This is a genomic window from Acinetobacter sp. MF4642, from assembly GCF_002018925.1.
Lineage (GTDB): Bacteria > Pseudomonadota > Gammaproteobacteria > Pseudomonadales > Moraxellaceae > Acinetobacter > Acinetobacter johnsonii.
The window spans coordinates 40,803-58,789 of sequence record NZ_MVON01000017.1 but is presented as its reverse complement, the minus strand read 5'-3'; the positions used below and the strand labels follow the sequence as shown (position 1 = coordinate 58,789).

Below are 17,987 nucleotides of genomic sequence, written 5' to 3'. Positions count from 1 at the left end.
AGGGAATAGATTCTGACTACTTAAAGGAATTCTCTTGACTGCAGCGATTCGACGTACAGTAACTTTTCCTGGGGTTTCAATAGAACGTTTAAAGAGCATGCTCGGTGCTTATAACGGTCATTTGAAACAAATCGAACAGCGTTTAGATGTCACTATTTCCCATCGAGGTGATGCATTTTATGTCGATGGTGAAATGGATGCAGTTGAGAGAGCCGAAGGTCTGCTCCATCGCCTGCATGAAGAAGCAGAAAATACGGCACAAATCAGTGCCGACACCTTACACCTCATGATTCAAGGCAGTCAGACTGACCGTGAATTGCAAGAAGACCTCGACGGGCAAGAGCACACTGGTTTAGATGAAGTGTGGCTCCAAACCCGTAAAGGTCGTATCAATCCACGTGGTGCCAACCAAAAGCGTTATGTGCAGCGTATTCTACAAAGCGATATTTCTTTTGGTATTGGACCTGCGGGTACAGGTAAAACCTATCTCGCAGTTGCAGCCGCAGTCGACATGCTAGAACGTAATGAAATTCAACGGATCTTATTGGTTCGTCCTGCCGTTGAAGCGGGTGAAAAACTCGGCTTTCTACCCGGTGATTTAAGCCAGAAAATTGATCCGTATTTACGCCCACTCTACGACGCCTTGTATGAAATGCTTGGTTTTGAAAAAGTAGCCAAACTGATTGAACGTCAAGTGATTGAAGTGGCACCACTGGCGTATATGCGTGGTCGAACTTTAAACCACTCTTTCGTGATTTTAGACGAAGCGCAAAACACCACGCCTGAACAAATGAAAATGTTTCTCACACGCTTAGGCTTTGGTTCGCGCGCAGTGATTACTGGCGATATCACACAGGTCGACTTACCGCGTGGTCAGCAATCTGGTCTGGCGCATGCTTTACGAATCATCGACAAAATCAAAGAAATTCACATTACCCGCTTCCACTCTCGTGATGTGGTACGCCACCAATTAGTGCAAAAAATTGTTGAAGCTTATGAGGGATGGGATGCAGAACAACATCGCTTAACGGCTGAAGCTCGTGCTGAACGCAAAGCGCGTCAAGAGGCCTTAGTGGCTGAAAATGATGCCGCTGCCGATGCTCAGCATTAAGTTAAAGTCTGCGGGCATTTTAAAATGCCCGCAGATATCATTATTTAAGGATCTATTTTGAAACTGAGTCTTTCTCTACAACAGGACTTTCAAGCACCTGAGTTGGTCTTGAAACGTGGCTATATCAAAAAAGTTGTAGAAACTGTTTTACGTCATATTGGTACACAAAGTAACTGTGAAGTTGGTATTGCTTGTGTCGACCATGACGAAAGTCATAAATTGAATTTGGAATATCGCGGCAAAGATAAATCAACCAATGTGTTATCTTTCCCGAGTGACTTGCCCGATGAAATGGCGCAAATTCTTGACTCATTTCCTATTGGCGATTTAGTCATTTGCATTCCTGTGGTGCTGTTGGAAGCGAAAGAACAAAACAAAGCGCCACTGACGCATTTCACCCATATGTTGGTACATGGCACTTTGCACCTCATGGGCTATGACCATGAAACGTCAGAAGCAGATGCTGAAGAAATGGAAGGTATCGAAATTGAAATTTTGGCTAAACTCGGTTTTGAAAACCCTTATTTAGAACAATAGCTATTAGATCTGAAACAACTCACCCGATTCATCTCGATGTGTCGGGTTTATTTATGCTAACAATAATGCAAGATGAAAAAATAGATGAAGAGATTATAAAAATGCATACATCGATTTCAAAACTACTCTGCATTATCGCCCTATCCTGCACCATGCCACTTTATGCCAAGAGCAATGATGAAAATCAAACATCTTGTCAAGAAGTGAAGTTTCAAGACGCAGATCAGGTCTGGGCTGGACATTATTATTTGCAGGGTGTTATGGAGGTCGGTTCCGAACTTTTACTAGAGAACAACGGTAAATTTAAATGGTACTTAGCTGTCGGCTCTTTAGACCAATATGCTGAAGGGACATGGTGGAAAAATGGCAACTGCATTGGTTTAAAAGCATTACCGAAATATAGCAAGCACTTAGAAATTTTTCCTACCCGCCTAGATGTGGAAGAGTCTCATTTAACTGTGACTTGGATCGGTGGACGTCAAGACGGTGCCTATGTACGCGCAACCCAATAATCCGAAGTAAGCAAAATCATCAAAGTACACTTAAAAGTGAACAGCTCAGTGCACTTCAAACTCTGCCTCTGCTGGGTCAAAACGCCATGTACGCACAATGCGTAACTCAGAAATATCCTTCATTTTGGCATCAAATCCACCAAATGGTGCAGCCTTACGTACCGATGCTTTTGCCGCCTCATCGAGCATCTCATGACCTGAACTATCAATCAGGCGAATAGCACGGATGCCTCCTGATGCATTTAGAATCACCATTAAACGCACTTCACCCGCCAGCCGCTGCTGTTTAGCTGCTTCTGGATAGTAACGGTTGCCATAAAACTCCACTTTCTGACGGAACTTTTCAAGATAGGCGGCCGAAATATCTTGCTTGGCTTGAATACCATCGACTGTTTTAATTTTTTGCTGACGACTAAAGTTTTGTTGGCGTTGTAAATATTGCGCTTCAAGGCTGGCCACCATTGCTGCTTTGGCTTGAAACTGACTGTTCATTTCTTCCATGGCTTTTTTGCGCTGATTATCCTCAGCTTGTTTTTGCCAACTTAAAGTCGTCATCAACAGTTTTTCTTCAAAATTCAGTTCACGTTTTTGTTGGATCTGCTCTAAAGTTTCACGCTGCTGTTCGCCTGTACTTTGCTCAAGCATCGGTGCGGGCATGTCACTCGACATACGATGTGATTCACGAAAGGTCCCTGAACCTTGTTGATCGGCTTGCGCTAAAAAATCTGCATTTTCAATTTTTTTATCAGAAGGGCGTAAAGTGACAGCAATTTCTTTCACTGCCGCATCATTTTCTTGAGGCATAGCAAATTGCAAAGTCAAAATCACGAGATGCAAAAATACCGCCAGTACGACGGTCGCTGTAAAAATTGGGTCTTTCCACCAATCATGAGCCAAAGGCATTACATTTATTTTTCTAAGCATCACACCAAACCGACAATTTGTCTTGTTCCCCAAAGCGCATGCGCGCAGTATAAAATAGACACAGTCTTCATTTTATTGCGTAGAATGAGACCTTGTGCCCTTTAGATTCACTGTTTCGTAAAATCATGAAAATGGTGCAATTAATTTTGCTAAACTGCAAGGTTCATGAGCAGTATTTTTCAAACATTTCGACCAGAGATCTGATCGCTCAAACACGTTGATTAGCTAGGACACCTCTTATGCAAACGCTTATTTCCAACATTTCAAATCGTTTACGCCAAGTTTATCAAAAGGCGGAAGGATTTATTGAGGATGAGCGCGAGTTTCCAATGTCTCAAGTCTTTTTAAATGCCACTTTTCAACGTTTTGTGACCGACAACGTGAGAATGTTGAAAGACCTGCATGCTGACTTACATGATGATTGGTTACGTTTATATGCCACGCTCGACTATAACGGACTCAAACTCACTCTCTCGGTAGATTTGAAACTGGCACAAATGGAATTAAATAAAAAAACACAGTTGATCGTATTTGAGCAAATCAGTGACACCAGTGTACTGGATGCTGAATACCCGACGATTTTTCATAAAATGGGAGTGCGCTGTGCTCTATTCTTTTATCAAAAAGTCCTGAACCAAGACCCCTTAGGCATGATTTTAGAAAAACTGAATGTGATTAAAGTCAAAGATGATCTACTGCATTTGGATCTGAATCGCTGGTTAGGAAAAAATCGTTCTATTATCGATACCTTAGGTAAAGTCCATGTCAATCATGCCGTATTGCGTGAAGCAGAATTGGTAGTGATCGGTAATGTCAACTTAACGGCATTGTTCAATAAGTTTTCGCAAACCTCTATCGATGACTTGATTGAACCCAATCTAGACGAAAGCACGGTCTCGCCAATTCGACAAAAATAACTCGGGATGCTGCGACTAAAATGTGACTTAAGCTGTGTAAAAGAAACATAAAACTACAGTTTGCCCTATGTTTCGAATTTTTTCTTCATAATCAACGTGCATAATATTTCTATGCAAAAAATTTGTGCCTACAACTGAATAGGAAACTTTTTCTTATGGCTAAATCAATGTTGAAAACAGTCGCAATGGCAACAGGTGTCAGCACCTTGCTCTTTGTCGGTTTCTCCAGTCAAACCTTTGCCATGAGTCCATTCCAAGCCAGTTATCAATTTAACTACAATGGCAAAAACATGGGCTCAGCGACACGTACGTTATCGAAATCGGGCAATAACTGGAACTATGTCTTTGCAGCCAAAGCTGGTGGTATCGCCTCTGCAACCGAAAGCAGTCGCTTTAGTTTTAATGGTAAGCAAATTCAGTCCAGCAGTTTTAGCCGTAGTAGTAAAATTTTGGTGCATAACAACACCATGAGTATTAACTTCAATCCAGCGGCAAAAACCATCAATACTAAGAAAGACAAAGAAGCGCGTTCTTTCGCTTGGAAAGCTGGCGTACTGGATGAACTGAATGCTGAATTACAGCTTCGGGAAGACATCAAAAATGGCGGTTTAAAATCGACTTATTATTTGGCCGATGCCAAAGAAGTAGAAGCACGTAAATTTGTAAAACAGGGTTCTGAGTCAATCAAAACCGATTATGGCACCTTTGACACCATTAAAGTGGTCATGAAACATGACAAACCTGGCCGCGAAACCATTTTCTGGTTAGCACCTAAATTGGACTACCTTCCAGTCAAAGTCAGCCATGTGGATAAGAAAACATCCTATGGATTGCTATTAACGGGTTATAAAGGTGCAAGCAATTAGTCATTTTGACGAATTTTACTTGCATTTTTTCAGGTGCTTCCTAAAATACGCTTTTGCTTGAAAAAGCACCTGCCCCTAGAGGATTCTCCCGTGTACGCACTAGAACAGAAAATCTTAAGCGAAGGTATCGTTCTATCTGATGAAGTTCTGAAAGTTGATGCTTTCTTAAACCACCAAATTGATCCGGTTATGATGCAATTAATCGGTAAAGAATTTGCTGCTCGTTTTAAAGATGCAGGCATCACTAAAATCATCACGATTGAAGCATCAGGTATCGCACCTGCAATCATGGCAGGTTTAGAACTGGGCGTGCCCGTTATTTTTGCGCGTAAATACCAATCTTTAACCTTAAAAGATGACCTTTACCGCTCAAAAGTCTTTTCGTTTACCAAGCAAACGGAAAGCACGATTGCAATTTCAAATAAGCACATCAGTTCAGCTGACAAAGCCCTCGTGATTGATGACTTCTTGGCCAATGGTCAAGCAGCCTTGGGTCTGATTGACTTAATTCACCAAGCGAAAGCAGAAGTTGTTGGTGTCGGTATTGTGATTGAAAAATCATTCCAACCTGGTCGTGACATTTTGCTTGGAAAAGGCTACCGCGTTGAATCTTTGGCACGCGTAAAGTCATTGGCAAATGGCACAGTTGAATTTGTTCGTGACTAATCACGGCGTTTAACTGCAAAAAAGAGCACTTCAGGTGCTCTTTTTTTGTCACTCAGATGACCCGCGGGTCATCCACATGTAAATGCCCCATTTGCGCTGTAGGTTATTTTTAATTTAAAGTAAAAATATATCGTTTTTTTTTTCAATTTAATTACACACTGAAGTTGGAGAAACGCGATTTATATAGCATGATCAAATCTAAAAGGTAATGTCCACTTTCTAAGAGCAAAACCAATAAAGACTAAACTGGATACTATTTTATAGAGATACCGTATTGAATGATAAATAAGAAACAATTAACTGAACGATCATTTACCCCAAGCCAATTATCTGGATTTGATGGCGTACACTCCATTCAACTCCCTGTAGACTTCATTCACGACTTGAGTAAAGCAGACTCCTTACAAGCTGTTTTAGATACCATTGCTTACTGGATTTCTCACGTGTTTGATGCGGATCGGGCCAGTATTACCCTGCAAGATACTGAAGAATATCTCAAGCTGTATTCGATCTCAGGCAATCATGCGATTCTGATGGATTTTAAAATTCCGATTGGGCAGACTTTTGTCGGACGCGTCTTTGCCTGTGCAAAGCTGATCATTTGTGATGATTTAAGTCAGTCTGATGAGCTGGATTGTAGAATGCTTTCTGAGCATGGGATGGAAACCTGTATGGATGCACCCATGATTCACAATGGCGTGTGTATTGGTACCTTAAACGTGGCAGATCAACGTAAACATCACTACACCCTACAACAAGCAATTCTTTTACAGAGTCTCGCCACTTGGTTAGCTTTAAACATTAAATTACATTTACAAGTGCAAGAAATGGCGGTCTTAGCATCTACAGACGAGCTTACGGGAACTTTTAACCGTCGTGAATTTGTGCAAGAAAGTAATCAAACCATGTAGCACTTCAGCCATACTCGCGTGCCATTTACGATAGGTATCTTAGATATTGATCACTTTAAACAGCTGAATGACTGTTATGGGCATACCGCAGGTGACCATGTGCTGAAAAAGATGACCAAAAAAATCCGCAGCGTACTGCGTGACGAAGACTTTTTAGCCCGTATCGGTGGTGAGGAGTTTGCGATTATTTTACCCGCCTGCTTGGGTGATGAAGCCATGCGGGTCTTTAAACGCATTTGTTCAACGATTGAAGCCATGGAAGTGCATTATGAGCAAGAAGTGCTGTGTTTCACAGTCAGTATAGGGGTTGCTGAAGTCGGCAAACATGACGCAGATGCAGAGGATGTCTTTAAACGTGCAGATAAAGCCTTGTACTGTGCCAAGCAAGCAGGAAGAAACCGAATTCACTTTGCCAACTAAACCATATTTAAAAACACAGCATAAACTACTCAAGAAATTACAAGTTTAATAAATATTATTGCTGCAAGTTCAACTAAGATTTACTCTAGATTCAGTTGTTTAGATCTTTCAAATTAAAGCGCAAAACACGGTTGTTCTGCGCAACGTGTCATCCACACCGTAAAACGGCTGCCAGCTTCAATCACTGGTATCCCGAATAGGCCAATAGACTATGGAAAATACAATTCTCTGCCCAAAATGTGGCTCTAGTGATGTTGAAAAACGCAATCACGAGCAACAACTGACTAAAATAGGGGGCGTATTGCTCAGTTCGGCAGGTGCAACCGCTGGTACCGTCGGTGGTGCAGCATCTGGGGCCTCTATTGGTGCAGCGATCGGTGCAGCGGCTGGACCTCTTGGGGTGATTATGGGTGGCACCATTGGCACTTTTGTCGGTGCGGTCAGTATTGGTGTGACAGGTGGTTTTTTAGGACATCGTTTTGGTAAAAAAGCGGGTGTGATTGTCGATAAAAATGTATTTCTTGACTATAAATGTCTCAAGTGCGGTACAAAATTCAAAGAGTAGCATCTGACGCCAGCCCAATAATAAAAAGCCCATCATTGATGGGCTTTTTTCATGTCTCAATGTTCTAGGCTTGTAGTTTCTTCACAACTTCCCCAAGACGCTTACCTTGAGCTTCGCACAGCACTTTTTCATCTTGGCTTAAGCTCTGATCATGTCGAGGCCCGCTGACATGGCTAGCGCCATACGGTGTTCCACCTGTTTTAGTATGTGACAATGCGGGAATGGCATTGTTCAACCCTAAAATCATCATGCCATGATGAAACAATGGTGGCAGCATGGTCAATAAAGTACTTTCTTGGCCGCCATGCATCGAACCTGACGAGGTAAACACACAAGCTGGCTTGCCATGCAAAGCTCCATTGAGCCAAAGACTGGTGGTTTGATCGAGGAAATATTTCATTTCAGAAGCCATGTTGCCAAAGCGGGTTGGTGAACCTAGCGCCAAACCAGCACAGTTTGCCAAGTCCTCTAAACTACAATAAATATCGCCTTCTGCAGGAATACTCGGCTCTGCTGCCTTCACCACAGTGGCAATATTTGGCACTGTTCGAATTTTAACTGCAACACCACTGGCTTCAATTCCATTTGCAATCAGATGCGCCATTTCACGGGTACTGCCATATTTGCTGTAATATAAAACTAAAACATAGGTTTGCATGAATAGAGTTCGGTGACAGAAAAAATAAAACTATACGGTATTTTTCCTATTTTTTGGTTAAGCTTAGGGTGAAAAATGTAGAAAAGATGAAGAAAACAAAAGAGATACTTTGCCTATGTTAGAACAGTACTTAAGAAAACTTCCTTTCTATGAGAAAACTTGGTTTCAGTTCGTTTTATTTGTACTGCGACGCTTTGAGGCCGATCGATGTCGTGAACAAGCGGGTTCACTAACCTATACCACCCTGTTTGCCGTCGTTCCGATGCTAACCGTTTTTTTGGTGATCATTTCCTCAATTAAAGCGCTTGAACCTGCACGGCAGCAATTACAACAACTGATCTATAGTAATTTTTTACCGAAAACCACGATTGCTTTTGACAAGGCCTTAAATGCGTTTACCGATAAATCCAGTAATTTAACCATTATCGGGATCTTATTTTTATTCGTCACCACCGTCATGATGCTAACCAGTATTGAAACAGTCTTTAACCGAATTTGGCGCGTTCGTGAGACTCGCGGTGGCATTATTGGCTTTATGCGCTATTGGACCATTATTTCTTTGGGCCCTATTCTACTCGGTAGTGCTTTTGTTATTTCGTCGACGATGGCTTCGCTCAATGTTCTGAGCAATAATTTTGCAGGCTATGAGCTTGATGGCGCATTTGTCCTGTGGCTGATTTCATTCTGCTTAACCGTCGTCGGTTTTTTTATTCTGAATTGGACCATTCCAAACCGCAGTGTCCCGATTAAATCGGCTTTGATTGCAGGTTTATTTAGTGCCGTCGTGTTTGAACTTCTGAAAAATTTGTTCGGCTTCGTTATGTCGAACTTCACCAGTTATGAAATTATCTATGGTGCATTTGCTGCGATTCCCATTTTCCTGTTGTGGATCTTTCTGTCGTGGAATATTGTCCTGATTGGGGTCGAAATTAGTTATGCCCTGACCGCATTTACCTCCCATAAAGAGCAAAAAAGGCACCCTGTCATTATGCTGTTAGATTTGCTGGAGCTGTTTTATAAAAAGCAACAGCAAGGACTCAGTGTCTCTGATGATGAAGCGTTGGATGTATTAGGGCGAGATGAATTGGGACGTTGGCCGAGTTACGTGTTTATGCTTGAACAGCAAAACTTAGTCAAACGTACCGATGACAACCAATATGTGCTGGTACGTAATTTATCTCAAGTCGATTTTTGGAGTTTTTACAGCAAACTTCCTTACCCTTTACCAAAGCGTAAAGATTTGGGTAATGTCCATCCTGATGATGTCTGGATGCAGAAAATTGGCCCAGCGTTAGTTGAGTCGGATGATTACTTGGCGGCCAAACTCGCCATTCCGCTGTCTACAATTTTTGATGATAAATCTTAAGACTTCATATTAAAAAACGTGTCCAAGACACGTTTTTTAATATGTTGAATCAAAGCAATCTAAGTTCAACCTTCACCCTGAATTTAAGGCAGATTCAAGCCAACTCAGTATTTACTGTAAAGCCATTTTAAAGGCTTGTGCATACTGCTTAATTTTGTGATGCAAACTCACCACCATCACACCCATCAACACAAAGCATGTACCTACCAAAAAGTTGAGTTCCAACTGTTCATTGAGTAACACCACACCAAAACACATCCCAAAGATTGGGGTCAAAAAAGAAAAGACACCCAACTGCGATGCCAAATATTTTTTCAACAGCCAAAACCAAATCAGATAACTGGCAAATGACACGACAACGGTATGGAAAAGCAAACTTGTAAGGGATAATACAGACCAGTGAATCGTCGCCTGTCCCATGAAGAAAGCCACAGGCAATAACACCAAGAAAGCGATAAAGAGCTGATAAAACAAAGTTTGGGTCGCTGGTGCTTCTGCTAGTTTCGTCAGCCGAACTGCAATGGTCGTGGCGGCCCACAACCCCCCTGCTAAGAGTGCTAAAGCATCGCCCCAAAGTGCAGAACTTGCAGCCGCTTGTGAAGCTGCAGGACGAAATAAAAATGCAATCACGATCCCGAAAAATGCACATGCAATGCCCAACCACTGAATGAGCGATAAACGTTCAGAGGGTAATTTCCAGTGCAAACCCAATGCTACAAAAATAGGCGCGGTATACAGCAAAACCACGGTATGCGCCGCGGAGGTAAAACGTAAAGCTTGAGCGACCAGAAAAAATTCTGCTGCAAATAAAAGCCCAACTAAAATTCCTGCGGCTAAGTAGTCTCGCCCCCATAAAGATGTGCCCTTTGCCAGCTTGATCATGGGGTAAACCATCAACGCAGAGAGACCTGAGCGAAGTGCAATTTGCATCACTGCAGAAATATCGGGGGCAGCAAGCTTTAACACCACTTGTTGCAATCCCCACAAAATACACAGCCCAAACATAATCCCTGAAGCTTTACTGTCCAGCGCTTGACGACTACTCACGACCTGCTCCACTGAAAAAGATCAAAGCTCACTATAGATTTGTCTGAAATAAAACATATAATTTAAAACAGACAAGAGATCTTCTTATTCAGGCAATTTCAGCCATGCCCCAACGACAACAAAAAAAGAGCGTGCCACTCAAACAATTACCGACCAATGATCATATTGATAAATTATTGTGGATCAGCTTTCGCGAAGACCCCGCGCAGTCGGTTTATCCTGTGCATGGACATGCATGGGGCGAATTTGTATACGCCTTTAATGGTGTGATGGAAGTGAATATCAACCAGATTGACTACCTTACCCCGCCACCTTATGGTATTTGGCTTCCACCCAATGTAGCCCATAGCAGCTTAAATCGTACCGATGTTTCGCATGGCACCTTGTATATCCATGAAAGCTTATGCACTCATCTGCCTCAACAAGCGGGTATTATGCTCAGCTCACCTTTGGTCTCGGCACTATTCAAACATTTGAGACAACATAGTCTGCCAGATGATTCACCTGAGCACATGCGCTTACTCTATGTCTTGCTTGACCAATTACATCATGCAGAATTGGTCAGCAGCTATTTACCGCACTCTGAACACCCTACCCTGAAAAGCATTTTAGATTTTTTACATCTGCACCCTGCGGACAACAGTTCTTTGCAACAACTGGCAGTACAGCACAATATGACTGAACGCACACTGGCACGTTATAGTCAAAAAGAACTTGGCATGTCCTTGAATGAATGGCGACAGCGTTTAAAAGTCATGAAAGCCATGAGCATGCTGACAGAAGGAAAAAAAGTCGAAAGTATCGCGCTGGATTTTGGCTATGCCAATGCATCGGCCTTTATTAATATGTTTAAACGCTGGATGGTGTATACCCCCGATCAGTTCCGCAAACTGTACCATAGCCACCAATAACGCTAAAAAAAAGATCACCGAAGTGATCTTTTTGAATGATGGGGTTTGAAAGCCTGTAAATTAAGCTTTAACAAAGGTATTCCAAGAATAGTCTTGGTTTTTGCCTTTTAGAGTCATTTTCAACTGCTCACCCGCCTGTAGTGCAGCAACCCCAGCAGGTGTACCTGTCATGACTACATCGCCCGCTTCCAAAGTGAAGACTTGGCTAATGTCGGCCAACAAGGTGCCAATGTCAAAAATTAAGTGTGCAGTGTTGCCCGCTTGGCGCAGCTCATCATTGACATGAAAACTGTAGTGCACATCATCCCAGTCCTGTACCACATCGGAAACAGCAACCCAGTCTGCCAACACACACGAACCATCAAAGGCTTTGGCACGCTCCCAAGGCTGGCCTTTGGTTTTCAAATCATCTTGTAAGTCACGTAAGGTTAAGTCCAAACCTAAAGTCACAGCTCCCACTGCTTGCAGAGCTTGAGCTGGATCGGTTGCTTTGCTTAGGCGATGGTCAATGCGTAAAACCAGTTCACATTCATAATGGCAGCTACCCCATGCAGGATTCCAAGAGATGCCTGCATCTAAACTGAGCAAACTGCTCGGCGGTTTGATAAATAAAACCGGACGATCAGGAATCGCATTGCCTAATTCTTTGGCATGGTCTGCATAACTACGACCGACACAGACAATTTTAGATGGACGTGTACTCATGATCTTCCTCTGATTTTTTGATGGTGTTATGGAACAAAATGCTTATTTTTTGAAAGTATTTTCAAATTTTGCTTGATCCGCACTATCGACCAACGCACGCTTAGGCACAATCACCACAGTACGGTTTTTCAGCTCAAGCATATAGGTTAGCTTGCCACTGGCAAACTTTTGCACTTCATTATAATGGACCACTTGCTTGCGACCATTGGCATAAATTTCCGCATAATCTTGGTATAAATCGATGCCTTGCTCACTTTTACCAAACTGATATTTCACAAATTGGCGCTTAAACATCATCGGCAGGAACCAATAGCGCATGAGAATTTGTAAAACCAAGAAAAATATACCCAATGCCACATAGTAGCGACCGACGCCTGAAAAGCCGAGCATAAAGCCCCACACAATAATCCCGACACTAATCAACGGCGTGATAAAACGCGTCATTTGCTTTTTACCAAAAGTCGCTAAGGCAAAGCCATCTTGGGATTCTTCTAAAGTGAGGAAATAACGTGTCGATAATGCAGGCTTGTTCTCTGACATAGGGTCATATCAAATAGCTAAAAATATTGTGCTCAATACTACAACACAATCGGTCATTTTTTTAGGACTTTAGCAGATCGATGTTGATTAGCTGGCTATCCACTTAAGCCGAGGCCATACCGATATCAGAACCGCATTATAAAACTGAGATGTAAGAAACAACTGAATAACTACGGCAAAAAATCTATCCATGCTATGGATTTCTACTGAACAGAAAGTTCAGGAACAAAAAAACCGCAACATGTGCGGTTTTTTCAATATTGATCAAGTTGGTGCGCTCAGAGAGATTCGAACTCCCGACCCCTTAGTTCGTAGCCAAGTGCTCTATCCAGCTGAGCTATGAGCGCGACGTCTTGATCGGGTGCATTGTATATGGTTTATTTCATTTTGATAAGTCATTTTGTAGTAACAAACCATCAAATGTTTATTAATCGTACATAAATCAGATTAAGTCGCTAAAAAATATATAAATAATTACAACATTCACTCAATACATTAAAAATTAGTGCAAATTCACAAACAGCAACCACAACTAGTATGAGATTCTTTATAATCAAATAGAAGAATTACATAAAATTAATTTAAGATACAAATGCCAAATCAAGTAGATCAATCAACTTTAAACATGAGTAAAATTGGACCAGCAATAGCATCTGTACTTATCCTGCTCATCGTCATTGGCTATTCTATTAAAACAATAAAAAATCAAGTTCGATATATTGAAAGCTTACACTCAAACGAATGGCACGTATTTGAAAGGCATATGACTTCAAACTATTTTTTTACCGTGTCAAAATTTCGAGATAATAGTCAAAGCCTATATATAAGCCAGAATGGTGACGTATTTTATTCTCAACTTTGCACTAACAAACTAAAAAATATCTGTAAATTAGCTTATTCATCTGAAATAAAAGTTGAAAGTGTACTATTTTATGCTCAAATACATAAACGGACAGGGCGATATACTTCACTACATTTAAAAGACATCATTTTCATAGATCAAAACAATCGCCAACAAACATTTAATTATTTAACTACACCTCCAGATGATCAAAACTCTATTTCTAATAAAAAAAATAGTTTATGGATTTCACTCATACTCATATTTATAAGTTATTTATTCTTCGGATCTGTGGCATCTTTTCAGATTTCCGATAGCATTCCTCAAAATATTAAAATGCAAAAAAAGATCAATAAAACTATTATTATCGCAATCTGTATGTGTTACTGCTATTTAATTGCAATCACATTAATTACATTCTTGAGAAATTAATATTTTTCAAATATAAAACGATCAGACACAAAAAAACCGCAACATGTGCGGTTGATTTTTCAAGTTGGTGCGCTCAGAGAGATTCGAACTCCCGACCCCTTAGTTCGTAGCCAAGTGCTCTATCCAGCTGAGCTATGAGCGCATTACTTGTGTGCCAATTCAGGCGATACGTTACATACAGTTTACTTATTGGTGCGCTCAGAGAGATTCGAACTCCCGACCCCTTAGTTCGTAGCCAAGTGCTCTATCCAGCTGAGCTATGAGCGCGATATAAGTAAAGTTGGCGGTGAGAGAGGGATTCGAACCCTCGGTACAGTTACCCGTACGCATCCTTAGCAGGGATGTGGTTTCAGCCACTCACCCATCTCACCGTAACGTGCGGCCATAATACAAACTTCATGCTAGCACTGCAAGCACAGACACTCAATTTTTTGCATATTTCTGTTCAATTAAATACTTTTTAAACAATTTAGAGCGGATTCAGCAGAATTTATTCTTTTCTCTACATCTGCATGTTGAATAAAACAGCAGATATTCTAAATTGCCGACATAAAACACAATATTGCAATCATTTGCGTGCAGTCTGTCTTCGCATGACTTATGCTAATCCTATCTACTGACATACAGCCAAAGACATTATGAAAAATTGGGTCGATCCTGAAGCAAAAGCTGAAGCTGAACGTTATGACAACCCTATTCCAAGCCGCACGCTCATTTTAGAAACCATCGAAGAAAAAAAGACGGCTTTATCGCATGCGGACTTGGTCGAAATTTTTGAAATTGCAGATCAAAAAAGCATTGAAGCGCTCAGCCATCGCTTAATTGCGATGGTTCGTGATGGTCAACTGATGAAAGATGGCTTCAAGTTTCAAATTGCCGAAGAGCAACCTGAACATGAAGCAACGGTTTACATCAACAGTAAAGGCTTTGGCACGGCCAATATTGCAGGTCATGAAGACTTACTTCTACCTGAACGCGAACTGCGCCAAGTGTTTAATGGTGACCGTGTTAAAGTGCGTCAAACCTCAGTAGACCGCAAAGGTAAAGCTTGGGGCTTTATTACTGAGGTAGTGCAACACCGTGTGAAGCAAATTATTGGTAAAGTATCAATACATGATGGTGAATACTTTATTCAGCCAGCAAATCCGAATGCGCACCAACCGATTACTTTAGAAAAAGAATTAATCGAACACGCACAAGTCAAAGTGGGCGATTCGGTTCGTGTCGCAATTGATGACTACCCAACCAAAGATGAGTTGGCGACAGGTCATATTGTGCAATCGATGGCAGACAAGGCCGACACTGAAATTATTATTCCGCAAACCATTTTAGAGTTTGGTTTGCCATATGAGTTCCCAGAAGAAGTTATTAAAGAAGCAGAAAGCTTTAAAGAGCCTTCAGCGCAGGACCGTGAAGGTCGTATTGACCTACGAGATTTAGCCTTAGTCACTATTGATGGTGAAGATGCACGCGACTTCGATGACGCGGTCTATGCAGAAAAACGTCCAGGCGGCGGTTACCGTGTGGTGGTGGCCATTGCAGATGTCAGTCACTATGTCCGTTCTGGCAAACCACTAGATGATGAAGCTCAAGAACGGGGTACATCGGTGTATTTCCCTCACTTTGTTTTACCGATGTTGCCTGAAGCTCTTTCGAATGGCTTATGTTCACTCAATCCGCATGTAGACCGTCTATGTATGGTCTGTGATTTAAACCTGTCACGTGCCGGTCGCGTCACCAAGTTTGAGTTCTACCCGTCTGTGATGCACTCAAAGGCACGTTTAACCTATACCAATGTTGCCCAGTACTTTGAAGGCGACAGCAGTGCCATTCCTGAAGACCGTGATGTTCGCAAATCCTTGAACACCCTGTTCCAACTCTATCAAGTCCTCAAAGGTTTACGTGCTGAACGTCATGCCATGGAATTTGAAACTGTTGAAACTTACATGACCTTTGATGAGCTGGGCGGCATTAAGGAAATTTTACCGCGTACGCGTAATGATGCGCATAAACTGATTGAAGAATGTATGTTGTTGGCAAATGTGGCAGCGGCTGAATATGCACTACAACATGATGTGCCAATGTTATACCGTATTCATGAACCACCTGAGTTTTCACGTATTCAAAAAGTACGCGACTTTGTCAAACTGCTCGGTCTACCGTTCCCAGAACAGCCGACTCAGAAAGACTACCAAGCCGTGATTGATGCAACCAAAGACCGTATTGATGCCCCAAGTATCCATGCCGTGCTGTTACGTTCGATGATGCAAGCCTACTACGGCGCGAATAACGCAGGTCACTTTGGTTTGGCATATGAAGCCTATACGCACTTCACTTCTCCAATTCGTCGTTACCCAGACTTGTTATTACACCGTGCCATTAAAGCCAAGTTAAAACATAAACCGGCACCTCTTTCAGGGGCTGCGCTAGATGATGCTGGTCAACATTTCTCAGCGACTGAACGTCGTGCAGATGAAGCATCTCGCTCTGTCACCACATGGTTGAAATGTCATTATATGCAGCAGCATTTGGGTGAAGAGTTTGTCGGCACCATTTCTGCAGTAGCAGAATTTGGTCTGTTTGTGACACTCAAAGACTTATATGTTGACGGCATGATCCATGTCAGCCAACTGGGCGATGATTACTTTGTCTATGACCAACCAAGTCAGAGCTTGATTGGGCAAGCACGTGGTCAAAGCTTTAGCTTGGGCGATGAAGTGAAAATCAAAGTTGCAGCAGTGAATTTAGAAGACCGCAAAATTGATTTTGAATTATTGCAGCAACTCTCACATGGTGGTCGGCCCATACGTAGTCGAGCACCCCGTGTTGGTAAAGCCAAAACAGCACGAAGCGAAAGTAAAGAAGAAGTCTTCAGCGAGTCGACAAACGCCTCTCCCAGTAACAGCGGAGACCAGCCCATACGACGCAAAAAAGATAAATCCCAACCTAGCTCCTACAGCAAAAAGCCTAGTAAAAAATCTTCATCAAAGTCTGAAACAAAGGTTAAAGATAAAGTGAAGAAAAAGTCGAAACCTAAAAAGAAAAAATCCAACGCAAAAACGAAAACTGAGTAAATGATGTAAAAGGTGCTAGGGCTTCATGCCCTAGCACCTTTTTTCATAGGGCCAATATGAATTTTTTGCGTTTATTTTTAAGCAAACCCATCAGCCAATATCATCCCCTGCTTTACTTCATGGCCACGCGTAGTCGACGTATGATGCGCTATTGGCAGTGGAAAACAGATGGGAAAGACTATGCCCATTCATTTTCTGACGTCCCTTTGGCTTTCCGCGTCAAAAAGCATCAGTCCGTTCTGATTCGTAAATTAGGCGACAGCGATCAGCACTGGCAACACAATAAAGTCATCAATCTTAAAATTGCCAGTCCGTGTATTTCTGGGATTTTAATCCATCCACAACAAACTTTTTCTTTTTGTCAGTTGGTGGGACAACCAACAACTCAAAAAGGCTATGTCGAGGGAATGGAACTCAGCTTTGGTCAAGCACGCGGTGGTATTGGTGGCGGGATTTGCCAAATTGCCAATCTCATTCACTGGCTTGTCTTACATAGCCCGCTACAAGTGGTACAACGTTCACAGCATTCCTTTGACCCGTTCCCAGATCATGGCCGTGTACTTCCATTTGGGAGTGGCGCTGCAATTTTTTATAACTATATCGATTATCAATTTTACAACCCCACCCCACATAGTTTTCAAATTCGGCTGTGGTTTAGTGAGAAATGTTTAGAAGGTGAACTGCGTTGTTCAGTCGATTTAGGCTATGTCTATCATGTATTTGAACAACAGCATGCCTTCCTTAAAATCGGGACGGATTACTACCGACAAAACGAAATTTGGCGACACCGTAAAGAAAAATATAAAAGCGGTGAAATCTTAGCAACTGAATGCATGACCCGTAACTTTGCCAAAGTGCTTTATCAGCCCTCACGCATTGATCAGCACTACCCTTCATGGGCTGAATTTCAAGCGGTGCAAAACATCAAAACCAATTAAAACTTGATTTCCCACGGCATCACCCTTACATCTAGTGATAACTGAA

19 protein-coding genes and 4 tRNA genes are annotated in these 17,987 nt (G+C 42.0%); 14 read left to right on the top strand and 9 right to left on the bottom strand.

The features are described 5' to 3' along the window. Positions 1–34 precede the first annotated feature (34 nt). From MF4642_RS10610 to MF4642_RS10600, 3 genes are all read left to right on the top strand, one after another. The gene (locus MF4642_RS10610; protein WP_004977846.1) at positions 35–1,111 is read left to right on the top strand and encodes a PhoH family protein; all 1,077 of its coding nucleotides are present in this window, start codon (positions 35–37) and stop codon (positions 1,109–1,111) included. 57 nt (positions 1,112–1,168) lie between these two features. After that, a complete protein-coding gene (gene ybeY, locus MF4642_RS10605) occupies positions 1,169–1,648 on the top strand; it encodes an rRNA maturation RNase YbeY (protein WP_078426187.1) in 480 nt (159 codons plus the stop codon). Positions 1,649–1,749: 101 nt separating this feature from the next. After that, positions 1,750–2,160, top strand: a complete 411-nt coding sequence (locus tag MF4642_RS10600; protein ID WP_005401251.1) for a hypothetical protein — start codon at positions 1,750–1,752, stop codon at positions 2,158–2,160. Between the two features lie 45 nt (positions 2,161–2,205). Here the strand turns inward: MF4642_RS10600 and MF4642_RS10595 are convergent, their stop codons facing one another. Further along, a complete protein-coding gene (locus tag MF4642_RS10595; protein ID WP_004691238.1) occupies positions 2,206–3,063 on the bottom strand; it encodes an energy transducer TonB in 858 nt (285 codons plus the stop codon). Positions 3,064–3,323: 260 nt separating this feature from the next. Between MF4642_RS10595 and MF4642_RS10590 the strand changes: the two genes are divergently transcribed. The 6 genes from MF4642_RS10590 to MF4642_RS10570 all read left to right on the top strand — a co-directional run bounded on the left by MF4642_RS10590 (position 3,324) and on the right by MF4642_RS10570 (position 7,429). Beyond that, on the top strand, positions 3,324–4,001 hold the full coding sequence (locus MF4642_RS10590) for a hypothetical protein (protein ID WP_078426186.1): 678 nt from the start codon (positions 3,324–3,326) through the stop codon (positions 3,999–4,001). A 155-nt stretch (positions 4,002–4,156) separates the two neighbouring features. Then, on the top strand, positions 4,157–4,867 hold the full coding sequence (locus MF4642_RS10585; protein WP_078426185.1) for a DUF3108 domain-containing protein: 711 nt from the start codon (positions 4,157–4,159) through the stop codon (positions 4,865–4,867). A 90-nt stretch (positions 4,868–4,957) separates the two neighbouring features. Continuing rightward, entirely contained in the window at positions 4,958–5,533 is a 576-nt protein-coding gene (locus MF4642_RS10580; protein ID WP_078426184.1) for a xanthine phosphoribosyltransferase, read from the top strand. A gap of 278 nt (positions 5,534–5,811) precedes the next feature. Continuing rightward, positions 5,812–6,444 carry a GAF domain-containing protein gene (locus tag MF4642_RS17190; protein WP_227518539.1) on the top strand — a complete coding sequence of 211 codons (633 nt, stop codon included), beginning with the start codon at positions 5,812–5,814 and terminating at the stop codon, positions 6,442–6,444. An 18-nt stretch (positions 6,445–6,462) separates the two neighbouring features. Then, positions 6,463–6,864, top strand: coding sequence for a GGDEF domain-containing protein (locus MF4642_RS17185; protein WP_227518538.1), 402 nt, complete (start codon positions 6,463–6,465; stop codon positions 6,862–6,864). Positions 6,865–7,075: 211 nt separating this feature from the next. After that, positions 7,076–7,429 (top strand): DNA-directed RNA polymerase subunit P, encoded by a 354-nt coding sequence (locus MF4642_RS10570; RefSeq protein WP_078426183.1) that lies wholly within the window; start codon positions 7,076–7,078, stop codon positions 7,427–7,429. 64 nt (positions 7,430–7,493) lie between these two features. Here the strand turns inward: MF4642_RS10570 and wrbA are convergent, their stop codons facing one another. Next, positions 7,494–8,087, bottom strand: coding sequence for an NAD(P)H:quinone oxidoreductase (wrbA, locus tag MF4642_RS10565; RefSeq protein WP_078426182.1), 594 nt, complete (start codon positions 8,085–8,087; stop codon positions 7,494–7,496). Between the two features lie 115 nt (positions 8,088–8,202). On the opposite strand from wrbA, the gene MF4642_RS10560 reads away from it, so the two are divergent. Next, entirely contained in the window at positions 8,203–9,453 is a 1,251-nt protein-coding gene (locus tag MF4642_RS10560) for a YihY family inner membrane protein (protein WP_004691249.1), read from the top strand. Positions 9,454–9,564: 111 nt separating this feature from the next. Here the strand turns inward: MF4642_RS10560 and MF4642_RS10555 are convergent, their stop codons facing one another. Further along, positions 9,565–10,500: a DMT family transporter gene (locus MF4642_RS10555; RefSeq protein ID WP_078426181.1), complete on the bottom strand. Its 936-nt coding sequence runs from the start codon at positions 10,498–10,500 to the stop codon at positions 9,565–9,567. 104 nt (positions 10,501–10,604) lie between these two features. Between MF4642_RS10555 and MF4642_RS10550 the strand changes: the two genes are divergently transcribed. Beyond that, positions 10,605–11,411, top strand: coding sequence for an AraC family transcriptional regulator (locus MF4642_RS10550; RefSeq protein WP_078426180.1), 807 nt, complete (start codon positions 10,605–10,607; stop codon positions 11,409–11,411). A 60-nt stretch (positions 11,412–11,471) separates the two neighbouring features. Here the strand turns inward: MF4642_RS10550 and MF4642_RS10545 are convergent, their stop codons facing one another. The 3 genes from MF4642_RS10545 to MF4642_RS10535 all read right to left on the bottom strand — a co-directional run bounded on the left by MF4642_RS10545 (position 11,472) and on the right by MF4642_RS10535 (position 13,003). Next, positions 11,472–12,116 (bottom strand): fumarylacetoacetate hydrolase family protein, encoded by a 645-nt coding sequence (locus tag MF4642_RS10545; protein WP_005401263.1) that lies wholly within the window; start codon positions 12,114–12,116, stop codon positions 11,472–11,474. A gap of 42 nt (positions 12,117–12,158) precedes the next feature. Next, positions 12,159–12,656: a YcxB family protein gene (locus MF4642_RS10540; RefSeq protein WP_078426179.1), complete on the bottom strand. Its 498-nt coding sequence runs from the start codon at positions 12,654–12,656 to the stop codon at positions 12,159–12,161. Positions 12,657–12,926: 270 nt separating this feature from the next. After that, positions 12,927–13,003: transfer RNA gene (locus MF4642_RS10535), tRNA-Arg, on the bottom strand. A gap of 245 nt (positions 13,004–13,248) precedes the next feature. On the opposite strand from MF4642_RS10535, the gene MF4642_RS10530 reads away from it, so the two are divergent. Further along, entirely contained in the window at positions 13,249–13,929 is a 681-nt protein-coding gene (locus MF4642_RS10530; protein ID WP_227518537.1) for a hypothetical protein, read from the top strand. Positions 13,930–13,994: 65 nt separating this feature from the next. Here the strand turns inward: MF4642_RS10530 and MF4642_RS10525 are convergent. From MF4642_RS10525 to MF4642_RS10515, 3 genes are all read right to left on the bottom strand, one after another. Next, a tRNA-Arg gene (locus MF4642_RS10525) sits at positions 13,995–14,071 on the bottom strand. A gap of 48 nt (positions 14,072–14,119) precedes the next feature. After that, positions 14,120–14,196: transfer RNA gene (locus MF4642_RS10520), tRNA-Arg, on the bottom strand. Between the two features lie 14 nt (positions 14,197–14,210). Then, positions 14,211–14,300, bottom strand: a tRNA-Ser gene (locus MF4642_RS10515). A 264-nt stretch (positions 14,301–14,564) separates the two neighbouring features. Here MF4642_RS10515 and rnr point away from each other — a divergent pair. Both rnr and MF4642_RS10505 read left to right on the top strand, forming a co-directional pair. Continuing rightward, entirely contained in the window at positions 14,565–17,003 is a 2,439-nt protein-coding gene (rnr, locus tag MF4642_RS10510; protein WP_193791714.1) for a ribonuclease R, read from the top strand. A gap of 56 nt (positions 17,004–17,059) precedes the next feature. Beyond that, positions 17,060–17,941 carry a VanW family protein gene (locus MF4642_RS10505; RefSeq protein WP_078426177.1) on the top strand — a complete coding sequence of 294 codons (882 nt, stop codon included), beginning with the start codon at positions 17,060–17,062 and terminating at the stop codon, positions 17,939–17,941. Positions 17,942–17,987 lie beyond the last annotated feature (46 nt).